The organism is Lonsdalea britannica (genome assembly GCF_003515985.1).
In the GTDB taxonomy this organism is placed as follows: domain Bacteria; phylum Pseudomonadota; class Gammaproteobacteria; order Enterobacterales; family Enterobacteriaceae; genus Lonsdalea; species Lonsdalea britannica.
In genome coordinates this window covers 1,568,291-1,590,628 of sequence record NZ_CP023009.1, presented here as the reverse complement: position 1 = coordinate 1,590,628, position 22,338 = coordinate 1,568,291, and the positions used below count along the sequence as shown (strand labels likewise).

Sequence of the window (22,338 nt, the reverse complement as noted above, 5' to 3'; positions counted from 1 at the left end):
AAGAACGTCTGGCCTTTTCGCGCAAAAAGAGAGGGTAAAGACATTTTTGACAGCACTGTCGTCGTCAGTGGAGACGGCGTAACGGAACGCGGCTTAAACGAGAGCTGACGACGTCGTCGTCCCTCCTACGCTCGCAACGTCACGACGCCCCGACGATGTCGTTTAGAACGGATATGATGCGATGCGATAGAGGCACCTTCCTTAGAACATCGGGCAGAGCGTTGCCTTCCTCGATTTACTAAAGAACGCTCACCTTTCATCGCCGTTTTTTCGCGAGCCATCACGGTCTGATATTAAATAATCGTGATAATAATTCGCATGCAATTTAATAAAGAAAATAACAGGAAGTGTGTCAAGTCCAAGGGGGATTTTAAAAATTAAAAATGGAAGGTGATGATTAATATAGGGGAAATGTCATCCCTGACAGTTTTGTTATTAGAGTTAGTTTTTTATTATTAAAATAGCCAGGCATATTCCTGATTTTTTAACTCGATGAATCAGTTGTAATTAATAACCATGGACTTCACTCCGGGTTCGAGCGTTGTCGTTTTCACATAACCAATATTCTGAGGTAAAATATTGGACTGCGATTGGTTATTTACCTGAATTACCTGGTTTTTCCCAGCGCGGAAGCAGCTAACCGCGATGTGCTGGGCATCTGGGACCACTTCACAAGGAGACTCCACAATCGCTCCCCGGAAATGAATAACGCCAGAGTCAGCAAACGTTTTTGGCAAAACCATTATAAAGATAACGGGTAATACGATTTTGAAAAAAGAATGAATGTGTTTCATGGTGCGTTCCCTATTTGTGTTGGCGAGTCTGTATAAACGGTATTATTTAATAAAACTTTAGTGGGTAAATCAGTTATTTTTCGAATTGAGCCTAGATTTACACTCTGCTGACGCGAATAGGTTAAATTGGTAAATAATTATATTAATTCATTTCCACCAAAGACGGCCCTTATCCCAAAAACCTATAAAAAATAGCACTTGAAAATACGATTAAATCTAGGGATAAAATATTTAAAAACGAGAACTCGATCGTATTTATTTTTAATAATAGCGACTCAGTTATAACAGCAGCAAATTGATAGAAGAAAAAGAAGCAATGCAATGTTACCCCCGTAGGTCCGACGAAAAAGCCCGTGGTGACGATGCCCTCGTATTGGGCATGAAAGTGCCTGTATGAGGCGATTCATTGATTAACGGACGTTCTTTCTGGCCGATACAGGTCATCACTGTTCAGCACGCCTGTATCGCTGTTTCTGGCAGGGGGTTTGGCCGACCATAATGTCAGTCGCTTTTGCTCCATCATTCTTTTCAGCTCTGATATTCCCCCCCAATCCCTCCGTTCTGCATTTCACGGGGATTAACGAGTAAATGTGCCGATAAAAGAGATATCGATCTTCGGCGTCAGCGATATGACTCAAGGCGTTAAACACGCTCAAACGCGTAATAAGGCGAAGAGAGGGGCTATTCAATGCCAACGGCTAGAGGAAAAATGGAGGCCTCAGAGGGCCGTTTTGTCGCTCGGTGGATAACGGCGGGAGGTTAGCTCAAGACTTAACGCGGTTTGCAACCCTGTGACACGCCCCTTAGGCCACGTCTCTCGCGATCCCTTATCAGACGTGTTGACCCCTAAGAACCAACAAGACTAAAGATCTCGCGACGCGTTGGATACAGACGAAAAAAAACCGCCCAGCCAAGCTGAGCGGTTCTTCAGACACAAACACAACAAGGATATTGTTTACGGCGCCCCAGCGCCGTACAGACGGTTATGCCGACTGCGTTCTGATCAGGTAATCAAACGCGCTCAGCGAGGCTTTCGCCCCTTCGCCGGTGGCAATGATGATTTGCTTGTACGGCACGGTGGTGCAGTCGCCCGCCGCGAAGACGCCTTTAACGCTGGTTTCGCATTTCGCGTCGATCTCGATTTCGCCGATGCGGTTTCTCGCCACCGTCCCTTCCAGCCATTGGGTGTTCGGCAGCAGACCGATCTGAACGAAGATCCCTTCCAGAGCCAGCTCGTGTTCAGTTTCGCTAACGCGATCCTTATACGACAGTCCGGTCACTTTCTGGCCGTCGCCTTTCACTTCCGTCGTCTGCGCGTTAACAATGATATCAACGTTCGGCAGGCTACGGACTTTATCCTGCAGCACGGAGTCTGCTTTCAGTTCAGGCGCGAATTCCAACAGCGTCACATGTTTCACCACGCCAGCCAGGTCGATGGCCGCTTCGACGCCAGAGTTACCGCCGCCGATGACCGCCACGTGCTTGCCTTTAAACAGCGGGCCGTCACAGTGCGGGCAGTAGGTCACACCACGGGTGCGATACTGATCTTCGCCCGGCACATTCATATTTCTCCAGCGAGCGCCGGTAGAGATGATGATGGTGCGAGACTTCAGTACCGCGCCGGAGGCAGTTTCAATCTGATGCGGCATGCCGGGCTCGGCACCGGGGATCAGCGCCGTCGCGGTCTGCGCGTCGATCACATCGACATCGTAGTCATCGACGTGGCTCTTCAGCGCGGTCGCCAGTTTTGCGCCTTCTGTTTTCGGCACGGAAATGTAGTTTTCAATGTCTACGGTATCCAGGATCTGGCCGCCGAAACGTTCGCCCATCAGACCGGTGCGGATCCCTTTACGCGCAGAGTAGACGGCAGACGCCGCTCCGGCAGGGCCGCTGCCGATGATCAGGACGTCGTAGACCGAACGCTGGTTCAGCTGTTCAACCTGCTTAGCGCTGGCGCCGGTATCGATCTTGTTGACGATTTCGCTCAGGGTCATACGACCTTGGCTGAAGTGTTCGCCGTTCAGGAACACGGTCGGAACGCCCATGACGTTACGGCTCTCGATTTCGTCCTGGAATACGCCGCCATCGATCGCGCTATGAGTGATATTCGGGTTCAGCACTGACATCAGGTTCAGTGCCTGAACGACATCGGGGCAGTTGTGGCAAGACAGCGAGTAGTAAGTTTCGAAATGGAACTCGCCATCCAGACCGCGAATCTGGTCCAGTAATTCCTGGGATTCTTTAGACGGGTGCCCGCCCACCTGTAGCAAGGCCAGCACCAAGGAAGTAAATTCGTGTCCCATCGGTACGCCGGCGAAACGCGGACCGCTCTGAGAACCCGGATTGGTAATAAGAAAAGAGGGTTTACGCACTGGCAGGTCGTTGTTTTCGGTGAAACTGACCTGTGCGGATAATCCGGCGATCTCAGTCAGCAACTCTCTGACTTCAGAAGATTTTGCTGAGTCATCCAGCGTCGCGACTAACTCAACAGGTTTGGTTAATTTTTCCAGGTAGGCTTTCAACTGGACTTTCATTGTATTGTCGAGCATTGATTATCCCTCAGTGCGAAAAAAATCGGGTGCTGAGCACCCGATAAAAACATCAATAGAGTATTAGCGAGAGCAGGCTTAGATTTTGCCGACCAGGTCCAAAGACGGAGCCAGAGTCGCTTCACCTTCTTTCCATTTGGCAGGGCAAACTTCACCCGGGTGAGCGGCAACGTACTGTGCGGCTTTCACTTTGCGCAGCAGGTCGGATGCGTCACGGCCGATGCCTTCAGCGGTGATCTCAACTGCCTGGATGATGCCCTGAGGATCGACGATGAAGGTACCACGGTCTGCCAGGCCTTCAGCTTCACGCAGGTTTTCGAAGTTACGAGTCAGCTGGCCAGTCGGGTCGCCGATCATGGTGTATTTGATCTTGCCGATGGTTTCTGAGCTGCCGTGCCACGCTTTGTGCGTGAAATGAGTATCGGTAGACACAGAGTAGATTTCTACGCCACGCTCCTGGAATTCGTCGTAGTAATCAGCCACGTCGCCCAGTTCGGTCGGGCAGACAAACGTAAAGTCAGCCGGGTAAAAGAAGAACACACTCCACTTACCTTCAATGTCTTTTTCAGTAACTTCGATGAACTCACCGTTTTTGAAAGCCGTGTTTTTGAATGGTTTAACTTTGGTGTTAATTACTGACATCACTTTATCCTCATGCGTGTTGGTATGGGGCTAAAGTACAGAAGTGCGCCGTGACGGGCTAATGCGTTGTCGTTATCGAATCAATAAGCGATACCTTGCATGATAACGATGCGTCGTGATGGGAAATGGGCTGAGGGGAGCAGGATACCGTGCCGAACCGCGGCACAGAGCCGCTTCGGCACGGTATTCATTATTAGGAATGTCCTCGCGGGACCGGGCGTGTCGCTTATGATTTCGCCAGTTCAGTGGTGCGTTTGACCGCCGCCAGCACGCTACGCTGCAGCCCGGCGGCAAAGTCGCTGTTGTTCAACTCGTACAGACCATGCATACCAACACCCGCCGGCGAGTTATTGATGTCCAGCAGCTGGCGCGGATGTTTGCCGCTGATATTGAGCATCGCGACCGCACCGACCAGATTTTCATAGGCGACCTGCGTCGCCTGTTGGCGTGGCAACCCGGCCAAGACACCGGCATCGACCAGCGACTCGATGAAATAATAGACGTAGTTAGGACCCGCGACGCCGAAGCCGGTAAAAATATCCAGCAGCCGCTCTTCCAGTAGCATCACCTTGCCAAAGCTTTCGAGGAATTCGCAGAGCGGCGCTTCTTCGACCTGTGAGTTCAGCACCGCGCCGCTGTAACCGTAGCCGGTATCCGTCAGCGTATTCGGGATCACGCGCGCAATGGGGCGTGTTTCGCCGAGCTGTTCGGTCAGGGTCGCCAGCGTGACGCCAGCGATGATGGACACCACTGTCGCCTCGGGTGCCGCGTGCTGACAGATGCGAGCAGACACCGCGGCGATATCATCCTGCGGGCGAACGCCCACCACGATGTAGTCGGCTGCAGCCAGCGCGGCATCCCCACTCAGGGATGATGTCAGCTGGTAACGTTCCGTGAGCGTGGCGATCCGTGAGGCGTCGATATCCTCCAGCGTCACAGCATCACGCGCCAACTTGCCGCTGTTCAGCGCCGCCCGAATAATGGCTTCCGCCATTTGCCCTGCCCCGATAAAGTGAATTTGACTCATGATTTTCCCCTAAAAATGACGTAACAGATTCTGTGTGATTAACGGGCGCGTGGCCCGAAGCGGCCCGATTCCCTTTTTACCCGACCGCAGACAGGGCTCGGCAACATCCGCCAACGTCGTCTAATGGCCCAGAACGTTGCCCATTCAAACGGTCTTTCGGTCATCCAGTGAAGCGGTGCTTTGTTTTGCGCGGTATCACTGTTTGGCGCGCGCCGCTTTCTCAGCAAAGAGACACGCCCATCGTCAACGACGTGGGCACCAATAAGCTAAACGAAAGCATCAACTTTTCTTTTGTGGCTATTTCATGGCCGCGATAGTTCTGCGATGGAATAAAGCAAGACCGCTTATCTTTGTATATTTTGGCGCATCACCCCTAAAGGCGCTTTATTCGGGATGTTCCCGCAGAGATTATTTAAAATGATCTAATTTTCCGAAATAAATACGCGCCAGCCCTTCTTTTGTTACCGCGATAGCGTGATCGGCGCTGAGCGAAACATGTTTTTCCATTAGCGCCGCGCCGCGTTCAATATCACGCTGACGCAACGCATCGATAATACCGATATGTTCATCGTAGGCATTATTACGACGGCTGGGCGTTTCCAGATCGATTCGGCGGAAAAAGCGGATCAGGGAGTTCAAACTCTCAAGCGTTTCGTACAGTCGACGGTTACGCGTGATGCGGGCAATAGCCAGATGAAAAGCTTCATCGTCCTCAGCCACTTTGGTCCAATCCGAGATGGTTTCCGGGTCTGGAAGCGCCCGGCAGCTCTCTTCCCAAATCGCCGCCGTTTGTTCTATTTCTTCCTCGCTGGCCCGCTGGCAAGCCAGTCGGAATGCAGCCTGTTCGACAATCGCGCGCATTTCATAGAGGTCGTGTACACCTTCGGGCGTAATGTCGCGAGAGTAAAAACCGCGGTTGGGGACGAAGCTCATAAAGCCATCCTGCGCCAGACGATTCAGCGCCTCCCGGACCGGCGTGCGAGATACGCCCAGACGCGCAGCCAGCTCAACTTCGTTAATTCTTTCGCCCGGTTTAAAGTGATAATCGATCGCCAGCGCTTTCACCGCTTCATACACTTTTTCCACGCTGTCCGCACTGCGCACTGTTTTCGAACTCACCGGCACGTTATTTCCTCTCGACAGCCGACACGGGGTTGGCACGGGATTTTAATGATTCATTACCGTATTCGGGGATGAGCGCCCTATTAAGTACGGCGTAAATGAGCTTAATTGAATTGATAACATGCCTGAATTCATAACACAACGGCGATGTGCATACACCTCTATCCACACCTAAAACCAAGAATGAAAATACAATCCCAACCTTGTTAATAACGAGAAACAGAAAATAAGGCGATAATGATGAAACAATGAAATCTTGCACAACGGTGAATCTACATGCACCAATCTGAAGCAATTTCGTACAGAACAACGGTTTTATTCCATCTATTTATTATCTATTCGTATTCCGTATAAATAATAAAGGTCCCGTTTCTCTCTTTGAATTTATAACGTGACTCCTTGTTATTACTGTAAATATTATTTATCCGAAAGAAAAATGGCTTCCCGCTTTCCCGCCGAAGCTCGTTTTTCGACCGGGGTGGCATAGCAATTGCTCCAACGTTTCTGGCAAAGTGTATTCACTTCATCATTCACTATGTCATTCACTTGGTGAAGCCCCGGATTGCGGGGTGTTCCGCCCTGACGGTGGCAGTCTCAAAATATTAATAACAACGCCAGGGATGAAGCCCACTACAGCTCCGCCTTATTGATGATTCCGACCAGGAGAAACAGGTATGACCGTGCATTTTCGTCAGGCTTTCTTAGCTTCAGCGCTGCTCGGCGGCGCACTCTTCGGCGCCACCCTGCCCGCACAAGCGGATGTGACCATCGGCGCTATTCTGCCGCTGACCGGCGTCAGCGCCACTATCGGCGAAGACATGCGTCGGGGAATCGAATTAGCCGTGGATCAGGTTAACGCGCACGGCGGCGTTAACGGTCAGAAACTGGCTGTGATTATTGAGGATTCCGCGGGTAGTCCGGTCACCGCGCTTGATGCCGTACGCAAACTGACGCAGGTCAACAACGTGCCGCTGGTCGCCGGGGAGTTCTCCTCCAGCGTCACCCTCCCTGTCGGGCAATATCTGGTGAAAAATCAGCGCGTGCATATCAATATCACCTCTTCCAGCACCGATATGCGCAACGTGGGTAAATACTCCTATAGCGTGATCGGCCTGGCCGACCTGGCGACGCGATTCTCCGCCAAAGACGTGTATGAGATGGGCTACCGCAAAGTGGCGTTCGTCGCCCCCAATGGCGCCTACGGCCAGAGCATGCTGGATCAGTTCAATAAAGATTTTCAGGCGCTGGGCGGCAAAGTCGTCGCCAAAATGCTCTACACCGGCGGCCAGTCCTCCTACCGCCGCGAGCTAAGCCAGCTCTCACGCGCCAAACCGGACGCCTACGTCTACACCACCTACGGTCAGGATGCGGTGGTGCTCAACCGCGAATCCTACGAGCTGGGTTTGAACAAAACGCCGTGGTACGGCATGTATCTGACCATGAGCACCGCCAACACGCCGGCAGAGTACATTGAAGGCCGAGTGGGGATGGAAGTCGCCGGTACTGGCGATCAGGGGCAAGGTTACATTGACCGGTTTAAACAGCGCTATGGTACTGCGCCGCAGTCCGCCTACAGCAGCTATGCCTACGACAGCATCACGCTGGCCGCCGCCGCGATCAACAAAGCGGGCAACGCCGACCCGGCAGCATTGCAGGCAGCCATGCAGAGCATCGCGCCGCATTTTGACGGCGTGACCGGACCGCTGAATCTCGGCGCCGATAACCAGCGCCAGACCCAGCCGTACAAAAAGGTCAAAGTCGTTAACGGTATTCAGGAACTGCGCTAAGCGTTAGTGGGCGTTCGCGCCCCGGTTCCCTTTCAGGAAGAGTCTATGCTTCAGTTCATTCTCGATACCTTGCTCCGCACTGCGGACCTGGCGCCCATCGCGCTCGGCCTGAGTCTGGTTTACGGGCTGGTGCGGTTCGCCAACGTGGCGCACGTGCAATATGCGATGGTGGGTTCCTTCATGACGGCCGCGCTGCTGCGGATCGGCTGTCCGTTCCTGCTGGCTATCCTACTGGCTAGCGTACTGACCGGTGCGATGGCGACGCTGCTGCATCATGGGATCTTTCGTCGCCTGGCGCAGTCCGGGCCGGCAAGCGCCATGATCGGATCGCTGGCCGTATCGATGATCCTGATCGCCCTGATTCTGGGGATCGCCGGATCGTCGCCCGTCAGCTACAACCTGCCGCTCAGTCCGACGATCTCGCTGGCCGATAGCTTCGTTTCCCGTAACCAACTGTGGACGCTGGGCGTCACAATGGTGTTGCTGGTCGCCTTCGGCGCGCTGCTGTTCTATACCTCGCTCGGACGCTCCATTCGGGCTCTGGCGAGCAACCGCGATCTGGCCGCCGCATCGGGCCTGAACGCCGATGCGCTGGTGCATACCGTCAATTTCATCGCCGGTACGCTGGCAGGACTCGGCGGCTCCATGCTGGCGCTTAACTCCAGTGCCTATGTTAATCAGGGCAGCGATCTGCTGCTGCCGATTCTGGCCGCCGCCATTCTGGGCGGGCTGGGTAATCCGCTAGGCGCCGTCTTCGGCGCGCTGCTGATTGCGGCTACCGAAACGCTGGTCACTAACCTCGACTTCGGCTGGCTATTCGGCAGTGAACTGGTGTTCATCCCCGTCACCTACATCAATGCGGCGTCGTTCGTCATTCTGCTGCTGGCGCTGCTGCTGCGTCCTTACGGCCTGTTTAACCGGGAGGTGCGCCGTGTCTGATTTCCTGCTCCATCTTATTAGCATCACCGGCATCTACGCCCTGATTGCGCTTGCGCTGAATATCCAGGCGGGCTACGCTGGACTGCTCAACTTCGGCCATATCGCCTTTGTCGGTATCGGCGCTTACTCCGCCGGAATTGGCGCTCGGTTGGGGCTTTCTTTTGTCGAAGCCAGCGCGTTCGGCATGGCGCTTTCCCTGTTGATCGGCGCAGGCATGTCGGTGCTGGGCCGCCAGCTGGCAGCGGATTACTGGGGAATTGCCACCCTGGCCGTCGCCGAGATCATTCGCACGATCGCGATCAATGAAGACTTGCTGACCGGCGGCGCGCAAGGACTGGGCAACATCGTCCCAGCATGGTCCACCGGCTCTACGCAGGGCGACGGACTGATTTTCGCCGTGGTGATCCTGTTGTCCGTCGCGTTGGTGGCAATCATCTCCCATCGGTTGGGTAAAAGCCGCTTCGGCCGGGCGCTACGTCTGATGCGCGAACAGCCTCAGCTGGCGACATGCATGGGCTATCACCTGCAATGGCTGAAATGCCGCACGCTGATGTGCAGCGCGGCGATCGCCACCGCCGCGGGGATCCTGATGGCCTATTACACCAGTTACGTTAGCCCCGATTACCTTCTGCCCTCCGAAACCTTCCTGATCTGGAGCATGGTGATGATCGGCGGTATCGGCAATGTCGCGGGCGTGCTCTTGGGCGTTCTGGTCGTCGAATGCCTGTATACCTTCATTCCTTTCGCCAAAGACCTGTTTAATATCGGTTCCGATATCACCGGCGCGCTGCGTCTGGGCACGGTCGGCGTTATTCTGCTGGCCTGCCTGCTGTGGCGTTCCGGCGGATTGCTGCCTGAAAAATTAAGGAAGGTGCCGTCATGACGCCACTGATGCAGATCGAGAATGTCAGTAAAGCCTTCGGCGGTAACCGCGTACTCGAGGGCGTCAACGTTACCCTGCATCAAGGAGAGATCCTCGGTCTGCTGGGGCCAAACGGGTCAGGAAAAAGTACGCTGCTGAATGCGATTTCAGGATTCACCCCGATAGATGGCGGCGCTATTCACGTCGCCGGGCAACGTATCGATAAGTTGCCGACGCATCGCATCATTCAGTCCGGTGTTGCACGCACTTTCCAGCTCCCCGCTATGCCGCAAAAAATGACGGTGATGGAAGTGGTGATGACGGCGGGCACGCGGCATCACGGTTTCTGGAGCAGTCTGCTGTCGCTACCGGCGACTCGACGCGCCGAACAGGCAGACCGCGCCAAAGCGCAGGCGTTGATTGACGCGCTGCTGCTTAATCCCGTCCGCGACCTGCCCGCCGCAGCGCTGTCCGGCGGTCAAAAAAAGCTGCTGGGCATCGCCTGTGCGCTGATGGGCGATCCGCAGATTCTGATGCTGGACGAGCCGATGGCTGGCGTTCACCCCAACCTGCGACGGGATATTGTGGAGACGCTACTACGTTTGAATCGCGAGGGGCTGTCGCTGGTGATTATTGAACACGATATGCACTTCATTCGCGAGCTGTGCCAGCGCTGTATCGTACTGGATCGCGGGCACATCGTCGCCAGTTGCCATCCGGACGAGTTGGCGAATAATCAGCAGGTGCTGGACGCTTATCTGGGCCGCAGCGCCCAGACTCAACAGGAGGCCGTATGATTACGTTGCACGACGTCGTGGCTGGCTATACCCCCGGCATCGACATCCTTCAGGGCATCTCCCTGCAGGTGGATAACGCGGAAATCGTCACGCTGCTCGGCCCCAACGGCTGTGGTAAGTCAACCTTGTTGAAATGCATCGCGGGCTACCTGACGCCACGCGGCGGGCAGATTCTGTTGGACGATCGTGACGTGGGCAGAATCCCGATCCATCGCAAAGTTCGTGAGTGCTCACTTGGCTTTGTGCCCCAGACGGACAACGTCTTCAACAACCTGACTATCAAGGAAAATTTGCAAACCGGCGGTCAGTTTCTGCCGGACAGACAGCGCCGACAGCGAATGGAAGAGCTGTGCGAACGCTATCCGTTGCTGCGCAAGAAATGGCGCGCAACGGCATCGGCGCTTTCCGGCGGGGAGCGTCAGATATTGGCGCTGACTCGCGCCCTGATGCCCCGGCCCGCAACCCTGCTGCTGGACGAGCCTTCCGCCGGGCTCTCGCCCAAAATGCTGACGGATGTCTTCGACGCCATTCAGGCAATTCGTCGGGAAGAGAACGTAGCGATATTGATGGTGGAACAGAATGCCATGGAAGCCCTGCATATCTCAGACCGGGCCTATGTGCTGGCGTTGGGAAAAGTCGCACTGACAGGCAACGCGAGCGAGCTGCTCAACGATCCACGTATGCGAGAGCTGTATCTGGGCGGACGCGCCGCGTAGCGTTCCTGAAACAGGCTGATGATGTAAGGCTCATAAGTAAGTGAGCATTCACTAAAAAAAACAGGCGGAACCGAAGTTCCGCCTGTTTTGCATCTCTTTTTCGAATAACGGCTTTCGCGAGGTCACTCCGCCTCTGGCGAATTGAAAGCCTGAAGCAGCGCGTCGTAGCCCTCACTGCGCGGCGCGTCACGCAGCGGACGAGCCCGCGCGACGACAATCTCCTCTGACTCGGGATTCGCCTGCAACAATGCCATCGTCTCATTGATAAACACGTCCAGCGGCATCGCCCGCGGATCGTGCCCTTGCTCACCCTGCAAACCTGTCTGCACCCAAGGCGGGATCACCTCTATGACCTGCACCGCGGTATCGCGCAGCTGAAAACGCAGCGATTGCGTATAAGAGTGCAGCGCGGCTTTACTCGCGCAGTACGTTGGCGTGGCCGCCTGCGGCATAAACGCCAGTTCGGACGTCACGTTAAGGATCGCCGCACGGGGTTGCTGAAGCAGATGCGGCAACAAAGCGGTGGTCAGGTAAATCGGCCCCAACAGATTGGTGGATATCGTCTCCTGCACCGTCTGCCAGTCACGTTCGGTCACCTTTTCCCGCCGCTGGATTCCTGCGTTATTGATCACGCCATTCAACGTGGGAAAACGCGCCGTCAGCTGCTGGACGAAAGCCGCCACGCCGTCCGGAGAACGCTGGTCAAGCGCGAGATACGCCATGCCCGGATGGGCAGAGGCGACCTCGCGCAAACGGGAGACGTCGCGCCCGGCAATGACGATCTGGTTGCCCGCGCGATGAAAGGCTTCCGCCAGTCCGCGACCTATCCCAGAACCACCGCCGGTGATTAGCAACGTGTTCCCCGTCATCTTCATCGTCGACTTCCTTCGAGCGTGCCGTTATCCATTATTGGTGATAAATAAACGTGATCACATCCTGCTCTCGCAGTTGATACGTCCCGCTAAAGCGCCGCCCCCTCGGGAAGTCGGGCGACAGGTCGCACAACAGTTCCAGAGTGAAGGTGTGCCGGACGCTGTCCAGCGTCACAAGTTTGACATCCAGAAAATCAAAATAGTGTTTCACCTGCGGATACAGCGCCTTGTACAAACTCTCCTTGGCGGAGAACGCCAGCGTCAGCAACGTCGAGAAACGACCGGGGAACGTCTCATGCAACCAGTCGAACTCTTCATCGTTGATGATCCCCGGCCACAGGCTGTTCGCCCGCTCCTCGCTCATGACCGTCTCGACATCCAATCCGACGTAGGAGGCCGTATCCTGACGCATATGGGCCGCGCAGAGCGCGCAGTCTGCGTTATGGCTCAACGACCCAACGATAAAGTCGGGCCACTGCGGCGAACGATCCTCGCCGTTTTTCAATGTGTATCGCTCAACCCCCAGGCGTTCGAGCACCCGGCGGGCGAGATGACGTCCGGCCAGATACTCAGCCCGACGCTTAGGCACTGAGCGTGCAATTTCTGCTGTAAAAGGAATCCCTGCGCGAAAGAACAAATCATCACGATAAGTCCGCAGGGAAAAATGACAGCGCGCCCCTACCCCAGGGTAAATAGCGTCGCTGTCAGCCTGGCGGAACGTAACCCACTCGATATCTTCTATAAAAACAGAAAGCATATTCTTTAACTCTTCAAGCGGAACATAGCGCATGTGCCACTAGTTCACAGTACAGAGAAGCAGCGGCGCTACCTCCCTGTAAAACACGACTCACAAAGCCAGAAAGAAACCGGCGATACTGGCGCTCATCAGATTCGATAGCGTCCCTGCCGCAATGGCTTTCATTCCGAAGCGGGCAATGTCCGGACGTCTATTCGGCGCCATGCTGCCCAAACCGCCAATGAGAATGGCAATAGAGGACAAATTGGCGAAGCCGCACAGTGCAAAAGAGACAATCGCTTTCGTGTGTGTAGACAGTACCTGTAAACCGGAGGCCGCAACCACATCGTCAGGTTTGAGGTAGGAGCTCAAATTCAAATAGGCCACAAATTCATTAACAACCAGCTTCTGACCGATGAATGAACCTGCCACCGTTGCTTCACTCCACGGCACACCGATCAGGAATGCCACAGGTGCAAAAATCCAGCCAAGAACCAGCTCCAGAGACAGCTGCGGATAATCGAACCAGCCGCCAACACCGCTGAGGATACCGTTAAGTAAAGCAATCAAAGCGATAAAAGCCAGTAACATTGCGCCAACATTTAGCGCCAATTGCAAACCTGACGCCGCACCGCCCGCCGCCGCGTCGATGACATTGCTCGGTTTTTGTTCTTCACCGTCGAAATGTTGAACCGTATCACGGTCATGCGTCTGTTCCGTTTCCGGCATGATCAGCTTGGCAAACAGCAGGCTGCCCGGCGCGGCCATAAAGGAAGCGGCGATCAGATACTCCAGCGGCACGCCCATCTGCGCATAGCCCGCAAGAACGGAAACGGAGATAGAGGCCAGCCCGCCGCACATGACGGCAAAGAGTTCGGACTGCGTCATGCCCGCAATGTAGGGACGCACCACCAATGGCGCCTCGGTCATGCCGACAAAGATATTCGCGGTGGCGGAGAGAGATTCGGTGCGCGACGTCCGCAACAGCAGCTGTAGGCTGCCGCCCAGCAGACGAACGACCCACTGCATGATGCCGAGGTAATACAGCACCGCGATAAGGGAAGAGAAGAACACAATCATCGGCAGTACCCGCAGCGCAAAGACAAAACCGCCGCCGCCGAAGATCTCGAACATTTTATCCGAGGCCAGGCCACCGAACATAAAAGCGATCCCGTCATTGCCATAGCCGATGACGTTACCTACGCCGGAAGTGATACTGGCAAGAACCTGTCGGCCCAGGGGAACATATAGCGCCAATACGCCAATACAGATCTGGATCAAAAAAGCGCCGACAACCGTGCGAACGTTTATTGCCTTACGGTTATTAGACAGCATGATTCCGACCAGGATGAGTACGGCCATCCCCACCAGACTCATTAATATTTCCATGGAAAATCCCTTTAGTAGAGAAAGTAATAAATAAGAAAGCCTATGCTACTGCCAGGGTGCGCCCCTTCTCTTTAGAAAACTTAACAAACGAAGAAGTTGGGCGATAAAAGGCCTATCGGCAGCAACCAACGATGCATACAACATTAAATGAATAAAAACGTCAAATATTCTGAAATATTGTATATTTTGGGATAAAAGTGCATTATTTCTCCTCTTTCTACCCACTATTCATCACGTTACCTATTGTCATAAAACAATAAAACGTCATCTAACGGCAGTGGGTAGAGTGGGTCAGAAGAAGAAAATGGATAAGTCTGGCGGGAAGAAAAAAGGACTATTCCGGCATTATCGAACCGGATGTTAATTTTTTTATCATTGATAACATGTGATTAGGATTTACCCATCGTTCTAACGCGCCGATTATTCGTTCAAATTTGAAATAAACGTCGCGAATTCGCCGCCAGGGCCGTGACGAGCTCCATCGGCATTTCCTTCCGCAGTTCACACAACGACGCAAATACGTCGCGTATACGTTCCGGCCGATTGGGCGAACCCTGATGACCCGATACGGGCATATCCGGCGCATCCGTTTCCAACAGCAGGAATTCCAACGGCAATTTCGCTATCGTTTGACGTGTTTTGCTGGCGCGCGGATAGGTGATAGTGCCGCCAACGCCGATATAAAAACCCAGCCGGATAAACACCATCGCCTGCTCATAGCTACCTGAAAAACCGTGCACCACGCCCGTGCGCGGCAGAGGGCACCGCCGAAGTATCGCCGCCAAACGATCATGTGTCCGCCGGGAGTGCAGGATCACCGGCAGATCGTGACGACGAGCCAGCGCCAGCTGTTCGCCGAGAAAATGGCACTGGCGATCGAACTGGGGATTATCCATATAGAGATCCAACCCCATCTCGCCGACCGCGACTACGCCTTCCCGATGCGACTGCAACCGGGCGTCCAGCAACGCTAAATCCTTTTCGTCATGACGATCGATATATAACGGATGCAATCCCAGCGCCGCATGCAGGCCAGGCCAACGTTGGGAGAGTTGAAGGATAAGATCGAAGTGATGGGCGTCCACCGCGGGAATGATGATATCGGTGATGCCCGCGTCCTGAGCGCGTCGCACGCTGTCAGACTCGTCATTCAAAAACAAAGGAACGTCAAAATGGCAGTGGGTATCTATCAGCGGACCCGGCGCGTCAGAGCGCAGGTCGGTCTGGCTGGCGGTCAGTTCAAAACCCGGCATAAGCAAATACGACCTCCATGCGGAATGAGAGGCTGTGAGGATAGCAGTTACTCGCCCATCGCGACATGTGCCTGCAACAGACCGGGCCACCGGCCTTATATCGAATGGGAGCCGCCATGAACGCAGCGCAAGGCGTCGCCCCGAGGGATGACGCGAAAAGACAGGCGAGCCTTTCCGTTAAATACAAAACCGGCCCGCACATCCTTGTGGATGCCGGGCCGGCGGTTGATAGACGTGATACAGCACAGACTCCACATTCACGTCCTTAGCGACACCTACAGACTGCTATCGCTATGGACGCCTGCGTCCCATGAAGAGACTGATCAGGAATAGAATGATACCGATCACGAAGACGATTTTAGCTGCACTCGCCGCGACACCCGCCAGTCCGCCGAAACCCAGCGCGGCGGCGATCAGCGCGACAATCAGAAAAATAATACCCCAACGAAACATACGCTCTCCTTCAATATCGGGTGATTAAAGTGATGTTGTTGCAGCCAGCGTCTTAGAACGCAACGCGGCTATCCGACGGGGCAGAACCATGAGCCCGAAACCGCGCTCATTGGTCTGATGGCGCCGAAGCCGCCCTGAGCGAAGATACCGTCGGTGAGTCGTCCTGACAGGCGCGGCGGCGAGATAGCCGCCGCGCAGATGTGATCGCGGGTTACCCGAGGAACGGCATAACCCGGAGTCGGAGCTGAATTAGGATTTCACCGTCAGGTCATTCTTGACGCTTTTGACCCCTTCAACAGCCTTGGCCAAACTTTCCGCCTGAGCAGACTGTGCCGCCGTCGATACCTGACCGGTCAGCTGCACAATGCCGTCATGCGTTTCAACTTTGATGTGGCGAGACGGAACGATGCTGTCCGCCAGGAATTTCGCTTTGACTTTGCTGGTGGTTACCGTATCTCCGGCATAAGCGCCGACTGTCTGGGAACCTTTTTCATCTTTGACCTGCAGCTTATCGCTGACGGACTTCACGCCCTCGGTCTTGCTCGCGATGCTGACCGCGTGCGCGGAAAGATCCTGGCTTGCGACAAAACCGCTCAGGGTTACGACGCCTTTAGATGTCGCGACGGAGATGTCTCCGCTATCAATGGTTTTATCTTCCAGCAGCGCGCTTTTCACTTTTGCGGTGACCGTGCTGTCATCCAGATAATTCCCTGCAGAAGTCATGGAGCTATCGACTTTCTGTCCGGTGGTATCGGCCACGTTCTTCACTTTCTGGCTGAACGTTTCTTCTGCCATCGCCTGACCGCCCAGCAACATAGTACCCAGAACAACGGCCATTACTGATTGTGCAATCTTGGTCTTTTTCATCTAGATCTTCCTTTTTGTTGCCACTACCACTGTTCCACTGCACGGGATGTGCTCATAAAGAGTCAATCACGGGGCTAGCGCATCGTAGCCGGCATCGGCTACCGAATAGATTGTCATGCCGTAAATTACCAACACTTCAATACAACCCGCTGCCTCTCGTTAAATTAACAGTGAAACAAACTAGAAATATCGTACACACTGTTAACTATAGCTGACTGCGGGTAAAAACCCAGGCAACGTGATGAAAAAGACAGCAATTTCGAGAGATTCGGATTTGTCCGTGCGGTAAATCAAGAGCTGACGCCGGGGATATGGGGGATAATTATCTGAAATATAATAATAAAATAGCAAAAAGCCAGGCGTGAGCCTGGCTTATGTCATCTGCGTAAATCTTAAGCAGAATATTAATGTTCGCGTGTTTTGTGGAACTGTACGTCAGGGTAACGTTCCTGAGTCAGATTCAGGTTGACCATCGTGGGGGCGACATAGGACAGGTTGTCGCCGCCATCCAGCGCCAGATGCTGCTCATTCTTACGCTTAAACTCTTCCAGCTTTTTGACGTCGCCGCATTCTACCCAGCGCGCGGTGGAGACGTTGACCGACTCATAAACCGCTTCCACGTTGTACTCCGTCTTCAGACGGGCAACGACCACATCAAACTGCAGTACCCCTACCGCGCCCACGATCAGATCGTTATTGATCAGCGGACGGAATACCTGCACAGCCCCCTCTTCGGACAGCTGAACCAATCCTTTCAGCAGTTGTTTCTGTCTCAGCGGATCGCGCAGGCGAATGCGGCGGAACAGTTCCGGCGCGAAGTTCGGAATACCGGTGAACTTCATGTCTTCGCCCTGCGTGAACGTATCGCCAATCTGGATGGTGCCGTGGTTATGCAGGCCGATAATGTCGCCGGGATACGCTTCTTCCACGTGAGAACGGTCGCCCGCCATGAAGGTCAGCGCGTCCGCGATCGTCACATCTTTGCCGGTCCGTACCTGACGCAGCTTCATACCTTTCTCATATTTACCCGACACGACGCGCATGAAAGCAACGCGGTCGCGGTGTTTCGGGTCCATATTGGCCTGGATCTTGAAAACGAAGCCGGAGAATTTTTCTTCCGACGCGACCACTTCACGCACGTTGGTTTTACGCGGCATCGGCGTCGGCGCCCAGTCGACCAGGCCGTCCAGCATGTGGTCCACGCCGAAGTTACCTAGCGCGGTGCCGAAGAAGACCGGCGTTAAATCGCCGCTCAGGAAAGCCTCTTCTTCGAACTCATTGGAAGCGCCCTGTACCAATTCCAGCTCTTCACGCAGCTGGGCCGCCAGTTCTTCGCCGACCGCGCTGTCGAGCTCAGGGTTATCCAGCCCTTTGATAACGCGCAGTTCCTGGATGGTATGCCCCATCCCGCGCTGATACAGGTAAGTTTCATCTTTATAAAGGTGATAGACCCCTTTAAACAGCTTGCCGCAGCCGATAGGCCAGGTGATGGGCGAACAGGCGATGTTCAGCTCGCTTTCCACTTCATCCAGCAGCTCCATCGGATCGCGAATGTCGCGGTCGAGCTTGTTCATAAAGGTCAGAATCGGAGTATCGCGCAGACGGGTGACATCCATCAGTTTGCGGGTACGATCTTCCACCCCTTTCGCGGCATCGATCACCATCAGACAGCAGTCGACAGCGGTCAGCGTACGGTAGGTATCTTCCGAGAAGTCTTCATGCCCCGGGGTATCCAGCAGATTGACCAGGCTATCCCGATACGGGAACTGCATCACGGAGGTCGTGATGGAGATACCACGTTGTTTTTCCATTTCCATCCAGTCGGATTTGGCGTGCTGGTTAGAGCCGCGGCCTTTTACCGTACCGGCGGTCTGGATCGCCTGTCCGAACAGCAAAACCTTTTCCGTGATGGTGGTTTTACCGGCGTCAGGGTGGGAAATAATGGCAAAAGTCCGTCGTTTCGAGACTTCGCGGGCAAATTCACTTGGAGACATGTTGTTCAGGCTTCTTCAGGTTAGCACCCGGCGTCAGCATCAGATCGCAGCGATGTCACGTCAGGCAGAGCGGAAATCAATCGTTAAGCGGGGCATTTTCTCTGATTTACCGGTCATAAACAATCGGTGACTGAAAGACGCGCCTTTTCTTTGCCGTTTATCGGCCCCACGGCGGTGAACGAGCCTCTCGTCAGCAGCGCCTCCCACAGCGCTCACGGTGGGAGACGTTTTTATGAAGCATGGCGCAAGATTGAGGAGCCCGCCTGCGCTCAGCGACGAGCACCGGGCTCGTGCGGCGTCTCGCCACTTTCGTCATCGTTATCCGGATCGTCGTCCTCCACCGGCGTATTGGCAGTCAACAGATAGGGCGACTGCTGCCAGCGGGAACGGCGGTGCTGCAACAGCGTCCGCGCGAGAATGATGCCAATGGCCAGCGCCAGCAGGATCATCAACCTAAGAATATTGGTCGTGTTATCGACCTGTTTGGCTTCGGTCGCCAACACGTGGGTATCCAGCGTCACGCGGAGGAAGCCAATCGGCCCATCTTTACCGTTGATCTGTTCGACCAGTTGATGGTTGAAGTAGCTACCGGCCCGGTTGCCATCCAACGCCAACCGATCGCGTAACGGGATCTGCTCCCCGGCCCGCGATATCAGCGTGCCGTCCAGCGCATAGATGCCCGCGTCCAGAATCCGGCTGCGGTCGGTCAGATTGCGCAACACGTCGTGGATCCGCTGGCTGTTGTCATCATTACCTTCCAGCAACGGGGTCAGGCTAAACGCAACCTGACGGGTCAGCGTCCGCGTCAGCTCTTCAACTTGTTCAGAGCGCGCCATTTGGTGACTGAGGCTAAAGTACGACGATCCCTGCATAAGGATCACCAGCAACGCCAGACAGATCAGCACAATAGCCGTACGATGTAAGCGAAATTTCAACCGAGCCCGAACCATGGGAACACCTGAGCGATTTGGAGAGTTTCATGTTGCCAGAAGCGTTGACGATAGGATAGCTTGTTGCGTTGTTTTATCATTGTCCTCTTTATGACCGTTCTACGTCGTCAACACAACACCCGCAGGAAAGGATTTACCCCATGTCGAACCGTTTGACCTATCGCGATCTGCCCGTTGAGATCAATTGCTGGCCCAATTTGCCGCTGTCACTCAGCGGTGACGAAGTCATGCCGCTGGACTATCGGGCGGGCAACACCGGCTGGCTGCTCTACGGCGACACGCTCGACAAAAACGCGTTATCCCGTATGCAGCGCCTGCTGGATGAACCGATGGTCATCGTGAGCGCCTGGAGCGTAGGCGACTATCAGGTCGTTCGACTGGCGGGCATTCTGACGCCGCATATCGCCGAGTCCGCGCACACGCTGGGGCTGGACGTGGCCGCGATGGGGAATCACCCCACCCTGCGCTCGCCCGGTTTGCTGGTCATGGATATGGACTCCACGGCGATCCAGATCGAGTGCATTGATGAAATCGCCAACCTGGCGGGCGTGGGCGATCAGGTGGCGGCGATCACCGAACGCGCGATGCAAGGCGATCTCGACTTCTCTTCCAGCCTGCGCGAACGCGTAGGCACACTGAAGGGCGCCGATGCGAATATCCTGCTGCAGGTGCGTGACTCGCTCCCGCTGATGCCCGGTCTGGAACAGATGGTCAAACAGCTGCAGGAAGCCGGTTGGCATCTGGCGATCGCCTCCGGCGGATTCACCTTTTTCGCCGATTATCTGCGCCAGAAACTGAATCTGGTGGCAGCGGTCGCCAATACCATGGGCATGCGCGATGGCAAACTGACCGGCGACGTGGAAGGCCCGATCGTCGACGCCCAATATAAGGCGGACACCTTACGGCAATTAGCCGACAAGCTGGAGATCCCCCTGGAGCAGACGATCGCCATCGGCGACGGCGCCAACGATCTGCTGATGATGAAAGCCGCAGGACTCGGGATCGCCTATCATGCGAAACCCAAGGTCTATGCGCAAACGTCCACCAGCATCCGCTATGCGGACCTGACCGGCGTGCTGTGTATTCTCAGCGGCAGCCTGCGACACGAACAACGTTAAATAAAGAAGTGAGGTAAACCGTGGCAAAAGCCGCTAAACGCGCCTTTGTCTGCAATGAGTGCGGCGCTGATTATCCGCGCTGGCAGGGGCAATGCAGCGCCTGCCAGGCCTGGAATACCATCACGGAAGTCCGTCTGGCGGCCGCGCCGTCGTCAGCACGCAGCGACCGCTTCGCCAGCTATGCGGGCGACAGCGCCGGGGTCAGCAAGGTACAGAAACTGTCGGACATCAGCCTCGAAGCGCTTCCTCGCTTCTCCACCGGCTTTCAGGAGTTCGACCGGGTGCTGGGCGGCGGCGTCGTGCCCGGCAGCGCCATTTTGATCGGCGGCAACCCCGGTGCCGGTAAAAGTACCCTACTGCTGCAAACGCTGTGCAAACTGTCCGAACAGATGAAAACCCTGTACGTGACGGGCGAAGAGTCGTTGCAGCAGGTCGCGATGCGCGCGCACCGGCTCGGCCTTCCCGCCCAGAATCTCAACATGCTGTCGGAAACCAGCATTGAGCAGATCTGCCTGATCGCCGAGCAGGAACAGCCGAAGCTGATGGTAATCGACTCCATTCAGGTGATGCACCTGTCCGATATTCAGTCCTCGCCGGGCAGCGTGTCTCAGGTGCGTGAAACCGCCGCCTATTTGACCCGCTTCGCCAAAACCCGCGGAGTGGCTATCGTGATGGTCGGCCACGTCACCAAAGATGGGTCGCTGGCGGGGCCAAAGGTGCTGGAGCACTGCATTGACTGTTCCGTGCTGCTGGACGGCGACGCGGACTCTCGTTTCCGCACGCTGCGCAGCCATAAAAACCGTTTTGGCGCCGTCAATGAGCTGGGCGTTTTCGCCATGACGGAGCAGGGTCTGCGTGAAATCAGCAATCCATCGGCCATTTTCCTGAGCCGAGGCGATGAGATCACTTCCGGCAGTTCGGTGATGGTGGTATGGGAAGGCACGCGGCCGCTGCTGGTGGAAATTCAGGCGCTGGTGGATCACTCCATGATGGCCAATCCCCGGCGGGTGGCGGTCGGACTGGAGCAGAATCGCCTGGCGATCCTGCTGGCGGTACTGCATCGCCACGGCGGCCTGCAGATGTCCGATCAAGACGTGTTCGTCAACGTGGTGGGCGGCGTAAAAGTGACGGAAACCAGCGCCGATCTGGCGCTGCTGCTGTCGCTGGTCTCCAGCCTGCGCGATCGCCCGCTGCCGCAGGATCTGGTGGTCTTCGGCGAGGTCGGTTTGGCGGGCGAGATCAGGCCGGTGCCGAGCGGACAAGAGCGGATCACCGAAGCGGCCAAACATGGCTTCAAGCGTGCAATCGTCCCCTTCGCCAACATGCCCAAGAAGCCGCCAGCCAACATGCAGGTGTTCGGCGTTAAGAAGCTGGCGGACGCGCTCGCCATTCTGGATGATCTGTAACGGCAGATAGCTTTGGATCATGACCCGGCCCCTGTGGTATTTTGTTTAGTAAGCTAAACAAGGAG

Annotated in this window: 20 protein-coding genes; 7 read left to right on the top strand and 13 right to left on the bottom strand. The window is 55.2% G+C overall.

What is annotated here, in order from left to right; all coding sequences use genetic code 11:
- Positions 1-497 precede the first annotated feature (497 nt).
- The 5 genes from CKQ53_RS07480 to CKQ53_RS07460 all read right to left on the bottom strand — a co-directional run bounded on the left by CKQ53_RS07480 (position 498) and on the right by CKQ53_RS07460 (position 6,131).
- The gene (locus CKQ53_RS07480; protein WP_085653402.1) at positions 498-794 is read right to left on the bottom strand and encodes a type 1 fimbrial protein; all 297 of its coding nucleotides are present in this window, start codon (positions 792-794) and stop codon (positions 498-500) included.
- A gap of 983 nt (positions 795-1,777) precedes the next feature.
- Positions 1,778-3,343, bottom strand: coding sequence for an alkyl hydroperoxide reductase subunit F (gene ahpF / locus CKQ53_RS07475; protein ID WP_085653146.1), 1,566 nt, complete (start codon positions 3,341-3,343; stop codon positions 1,778-1,780).
- Positions 3,344-3,421: 78 nt separating this feature from the next.
- Positions 3,422-3,985: an alkyl hydroperoxide reductase subunit C gene (gene ahpC / locus CKQ53_RS07470; RefSeq protein ID WP_085653145.1), complete on the bottom strand. Its 564-nt coding sequence runs from the start codon at positions 3,983-3,985 to the stop codon at positions 3,422-3,424.
- Positions 3,986-4,211: 226 nt separating this feature from the next.
- Positions 4,212-5,012 carry a pyrroline-5-carboxylate reductase family protein gene (locus CKQ53_RS07465; protein ID WP_094118670.1) on the bottom strand — a complete coding sequence of 267 codons (801 nt, stop codon included), beginning with the start codon at positions 5,010-5,012 and terminating at the stop codon, positions 4,212-4,214.
- Positions 5,013-5,420: 408 nt separating this feature from the next.
- Entirely contained in the window at positions 5,421-6,131 is a 711-nt protein-coding gene (locus CKQ53_RS07460) for a GntR family transcriptional regulator (protein WP_244201011.1), read from the bottom strand.
- A 677-nt stretch (positions 6,132-6,808) separates the two neighbouring features.
- Here CKQ53_RS07460 and CKQ53_RS07455 point away from each other — a divergent pair.
- Genes CKQ53_RS07455 through CKQ53_RS07435 form a run of 5 tightly spaced genes read left to right on the top strand, consistent with a single transcriptional unit; the run spans position 6,809 to position 11,235 of the window.
- On the top strand, positions 6,809-7,921 hold the full coding sequence (locus CKQ53_RS07455; protein ID WP_094118668.1) for an ABC transporter substrate-binding protein: 1,113 nt from the start codon (positions 6,809-6,811) through the stop codon (positions 7,919-7,921).
- A gap of 45 nt (positions 7,922-7,966) precedes the next feature.
- Positions 7,967-8,860, top strand: coding sequence for a branched-chain amino acid ABC transporter permease (locus CKQ53_RS07450; RefSeq protein WP_094118667.1), 894 nt, complete (start codon positions 7,967-7,969; stop codon positions 8,858-8,860).
- The gene (locus CKQ53_RS07445; protein ID WP_118894833.1) at positions 8,853-9,743 is read left to right on the top strand and encodes a branched-chain amino acid ABC transporter permease; all 891 of its coding nucleotides are present in this window, start codon (positions 8,853-8,855) and stop codon (positions 9,741-9,743) included. The genes CKQ53_RS07450 and CKQ53_RS07445 overlap by 8 nt, the downstream gene beginning before the upstream one ends.
- Positions 9,740-10,519 carry an ABC transporter ATP-binding protein gene (locus CKQ53_RS07440; RefSeq protein ID WP_094118666.1) on the top strand — a complete coding sequence of 260 codons (780 nt, stop codon included), beginning with the start codon at positions 9,740-9,742 and terminating at the stop codon, positions 10,517-10,519. Before CKQ53_RS07445 ends, CKQ53_RS07440 begins: the two co-directional genes overlap by 4 nt.
- Complete coding sequence (locus CKQ53_RS07435; protein WP_085653136.1) at positions 10,516-11,235, top strand: ABC transporter ATP-binding protein; 720 nt, start codon at positions 10,516-10,518, stop codon at positions 11,233-11,235. The genes CKQ53_RS07440 and CKQ53_RS07435 overlap by 4 nt, the downstream gene beginning before the upstream one ends.
- Before the next feature lie 122 nt (positions 11,236-11,357).
- On the opposite strand, the gene CKQ53_RS07430 is transcribed toward CKQ53_RS07435, so the two are convergent.
- From CKQ53_RS07430 to CKQ53_RS07395, 8 genes are all read right to left on the bottom strand, one after another.
- Positions 11,358-12,110: an SDR family oxidoreductase gene (locus tag CKQ53_RS07430; RefSeq protein WP_094118665.1), complete on the bottom strand. Its 753-nt coding sequence runs from the start codon at positions 12,108-12,110 to the stop codon at positions 11,358-11,360.
- Positions 12,111-12,141: 31 nt separating this feature from the next.
- Positions 12,142-12,864 carry a 4'-phosphopantetheinyl transferase family protein gene (locus tag CKQ53_RS07425; protein ID WP_094118664.1) on the bottom strand — a complete coding sequence of 241 codons (723 nt, stop codon included), beginning with the start codon at positions 12,862-12,864 and terminating at the stop codon, positions 12,142-12,144.
- 90 nt (positions 12,865-12,954) lie between these two features.
- Entirely contained in the window at positions 12,955-14,232 is a 1,278-nt protein-coding gene (locus CKQ53_RS07420; protein ID WP_094118663.1) for a NupC/NupG family nucleoside CNT transporter, read from the bottom strand.
- Positions 14,233-14,660: 428 nt separating this feature from the next.
- Positions 14,661-15,485 carry a TatD family hydrolase gene (locus tag CKQ53_RS07415; RefSeq protein WP_085653132.1) on the bottom strand — a complete coding sequence of 275 codons (825 nt, stop codon included), beginning with the start codon at positions 15,483-15,485 and terminating at the stop codon, positions 14,661-14,663.
- A 291-nt stretch (positions 15,486-15,776) separates the two neighbouring features.
- A complete protein-coding gene (locus CKQ53_RS07410; protein ID WP_085653131.1) occupies positions 15,777-15,938 on the bottom strand; it encodes a DUF1328 domain-containing protein in 162 nt (53 codons plus the stop codon).
- 249 nt (positions 15,939-16,187) lie between these two features.
- Complete coding sequence (gene osmY / locus CKQ53_RS07405) at positions 16,188-16,805, bottom strand: molecular chaperone OsmY (protein ID WP_094118662.1); 618 nt, start codon at positions 16,803-16,805, stop codon at positions 16,188-16,190.
- A 404-nt stretch (positions 16,806-17,209) separates the two neighbouring features.
- Complete coding sequence (prfC, locus tag CKQ53_RS07400) at positions 17,210-18,799, bottom strand: peptide chain release factor 3 (RefSeq protein WP_094118661.1); 1,590 nt, start codon at positions 18,797-18,799, stop codon at positions 17,210-17,212.
- Between the two features lie 269 nt (positions 18,800-19,068).
- Positions 19,069-19,749 carry a YtjB family periplasmic protein gene (locus tag CKQ53_RS07395; RefSeq protein ID WP_094118660.1) on the bottom strand — a complete coding sequence of 227 codons (681 nt, stop codon included), beginning with the start codon at positions 19,747-19,749 and terminating at the stop codon, positions 19,069-19,071.
- A gap of 140 nt (positions 19,750-19,889) precedes the next feature.
- Between CKQ53_RS07395 and serB the strand changes: the two genes are divergently transcribed.
- Together serB and radA are read left to right on the top strand one after the other, a co-directional pair.
- Positions 19,890-20,867 (top strand): phosphoserine phosphatase, encoded by a 978-nt coding sequence (serB, locus tag CKQ53_RS07390; RefSeq protein ID WP_094118659.1) that lies wholly within the window; start codon positions 19,890-19,892, stop codon positions 20,865-20,867.
- 20 nt (positions 20,868-20,887) lie between these two features.
- Positions 20,888-22,273 (top strand): DNA repair protein RadA, encoded by a 1,386-nt coding sequence (gene radA / locus CKQ53_RS07385; RefSeq protein ID WP_085653126.1) that lies wholly within the window; start codon positions 20,888-20,890, stop codon positions 22,271-22,273.
- Positions 22,274-22,338 lie beyond the last annotated feature (65 nt).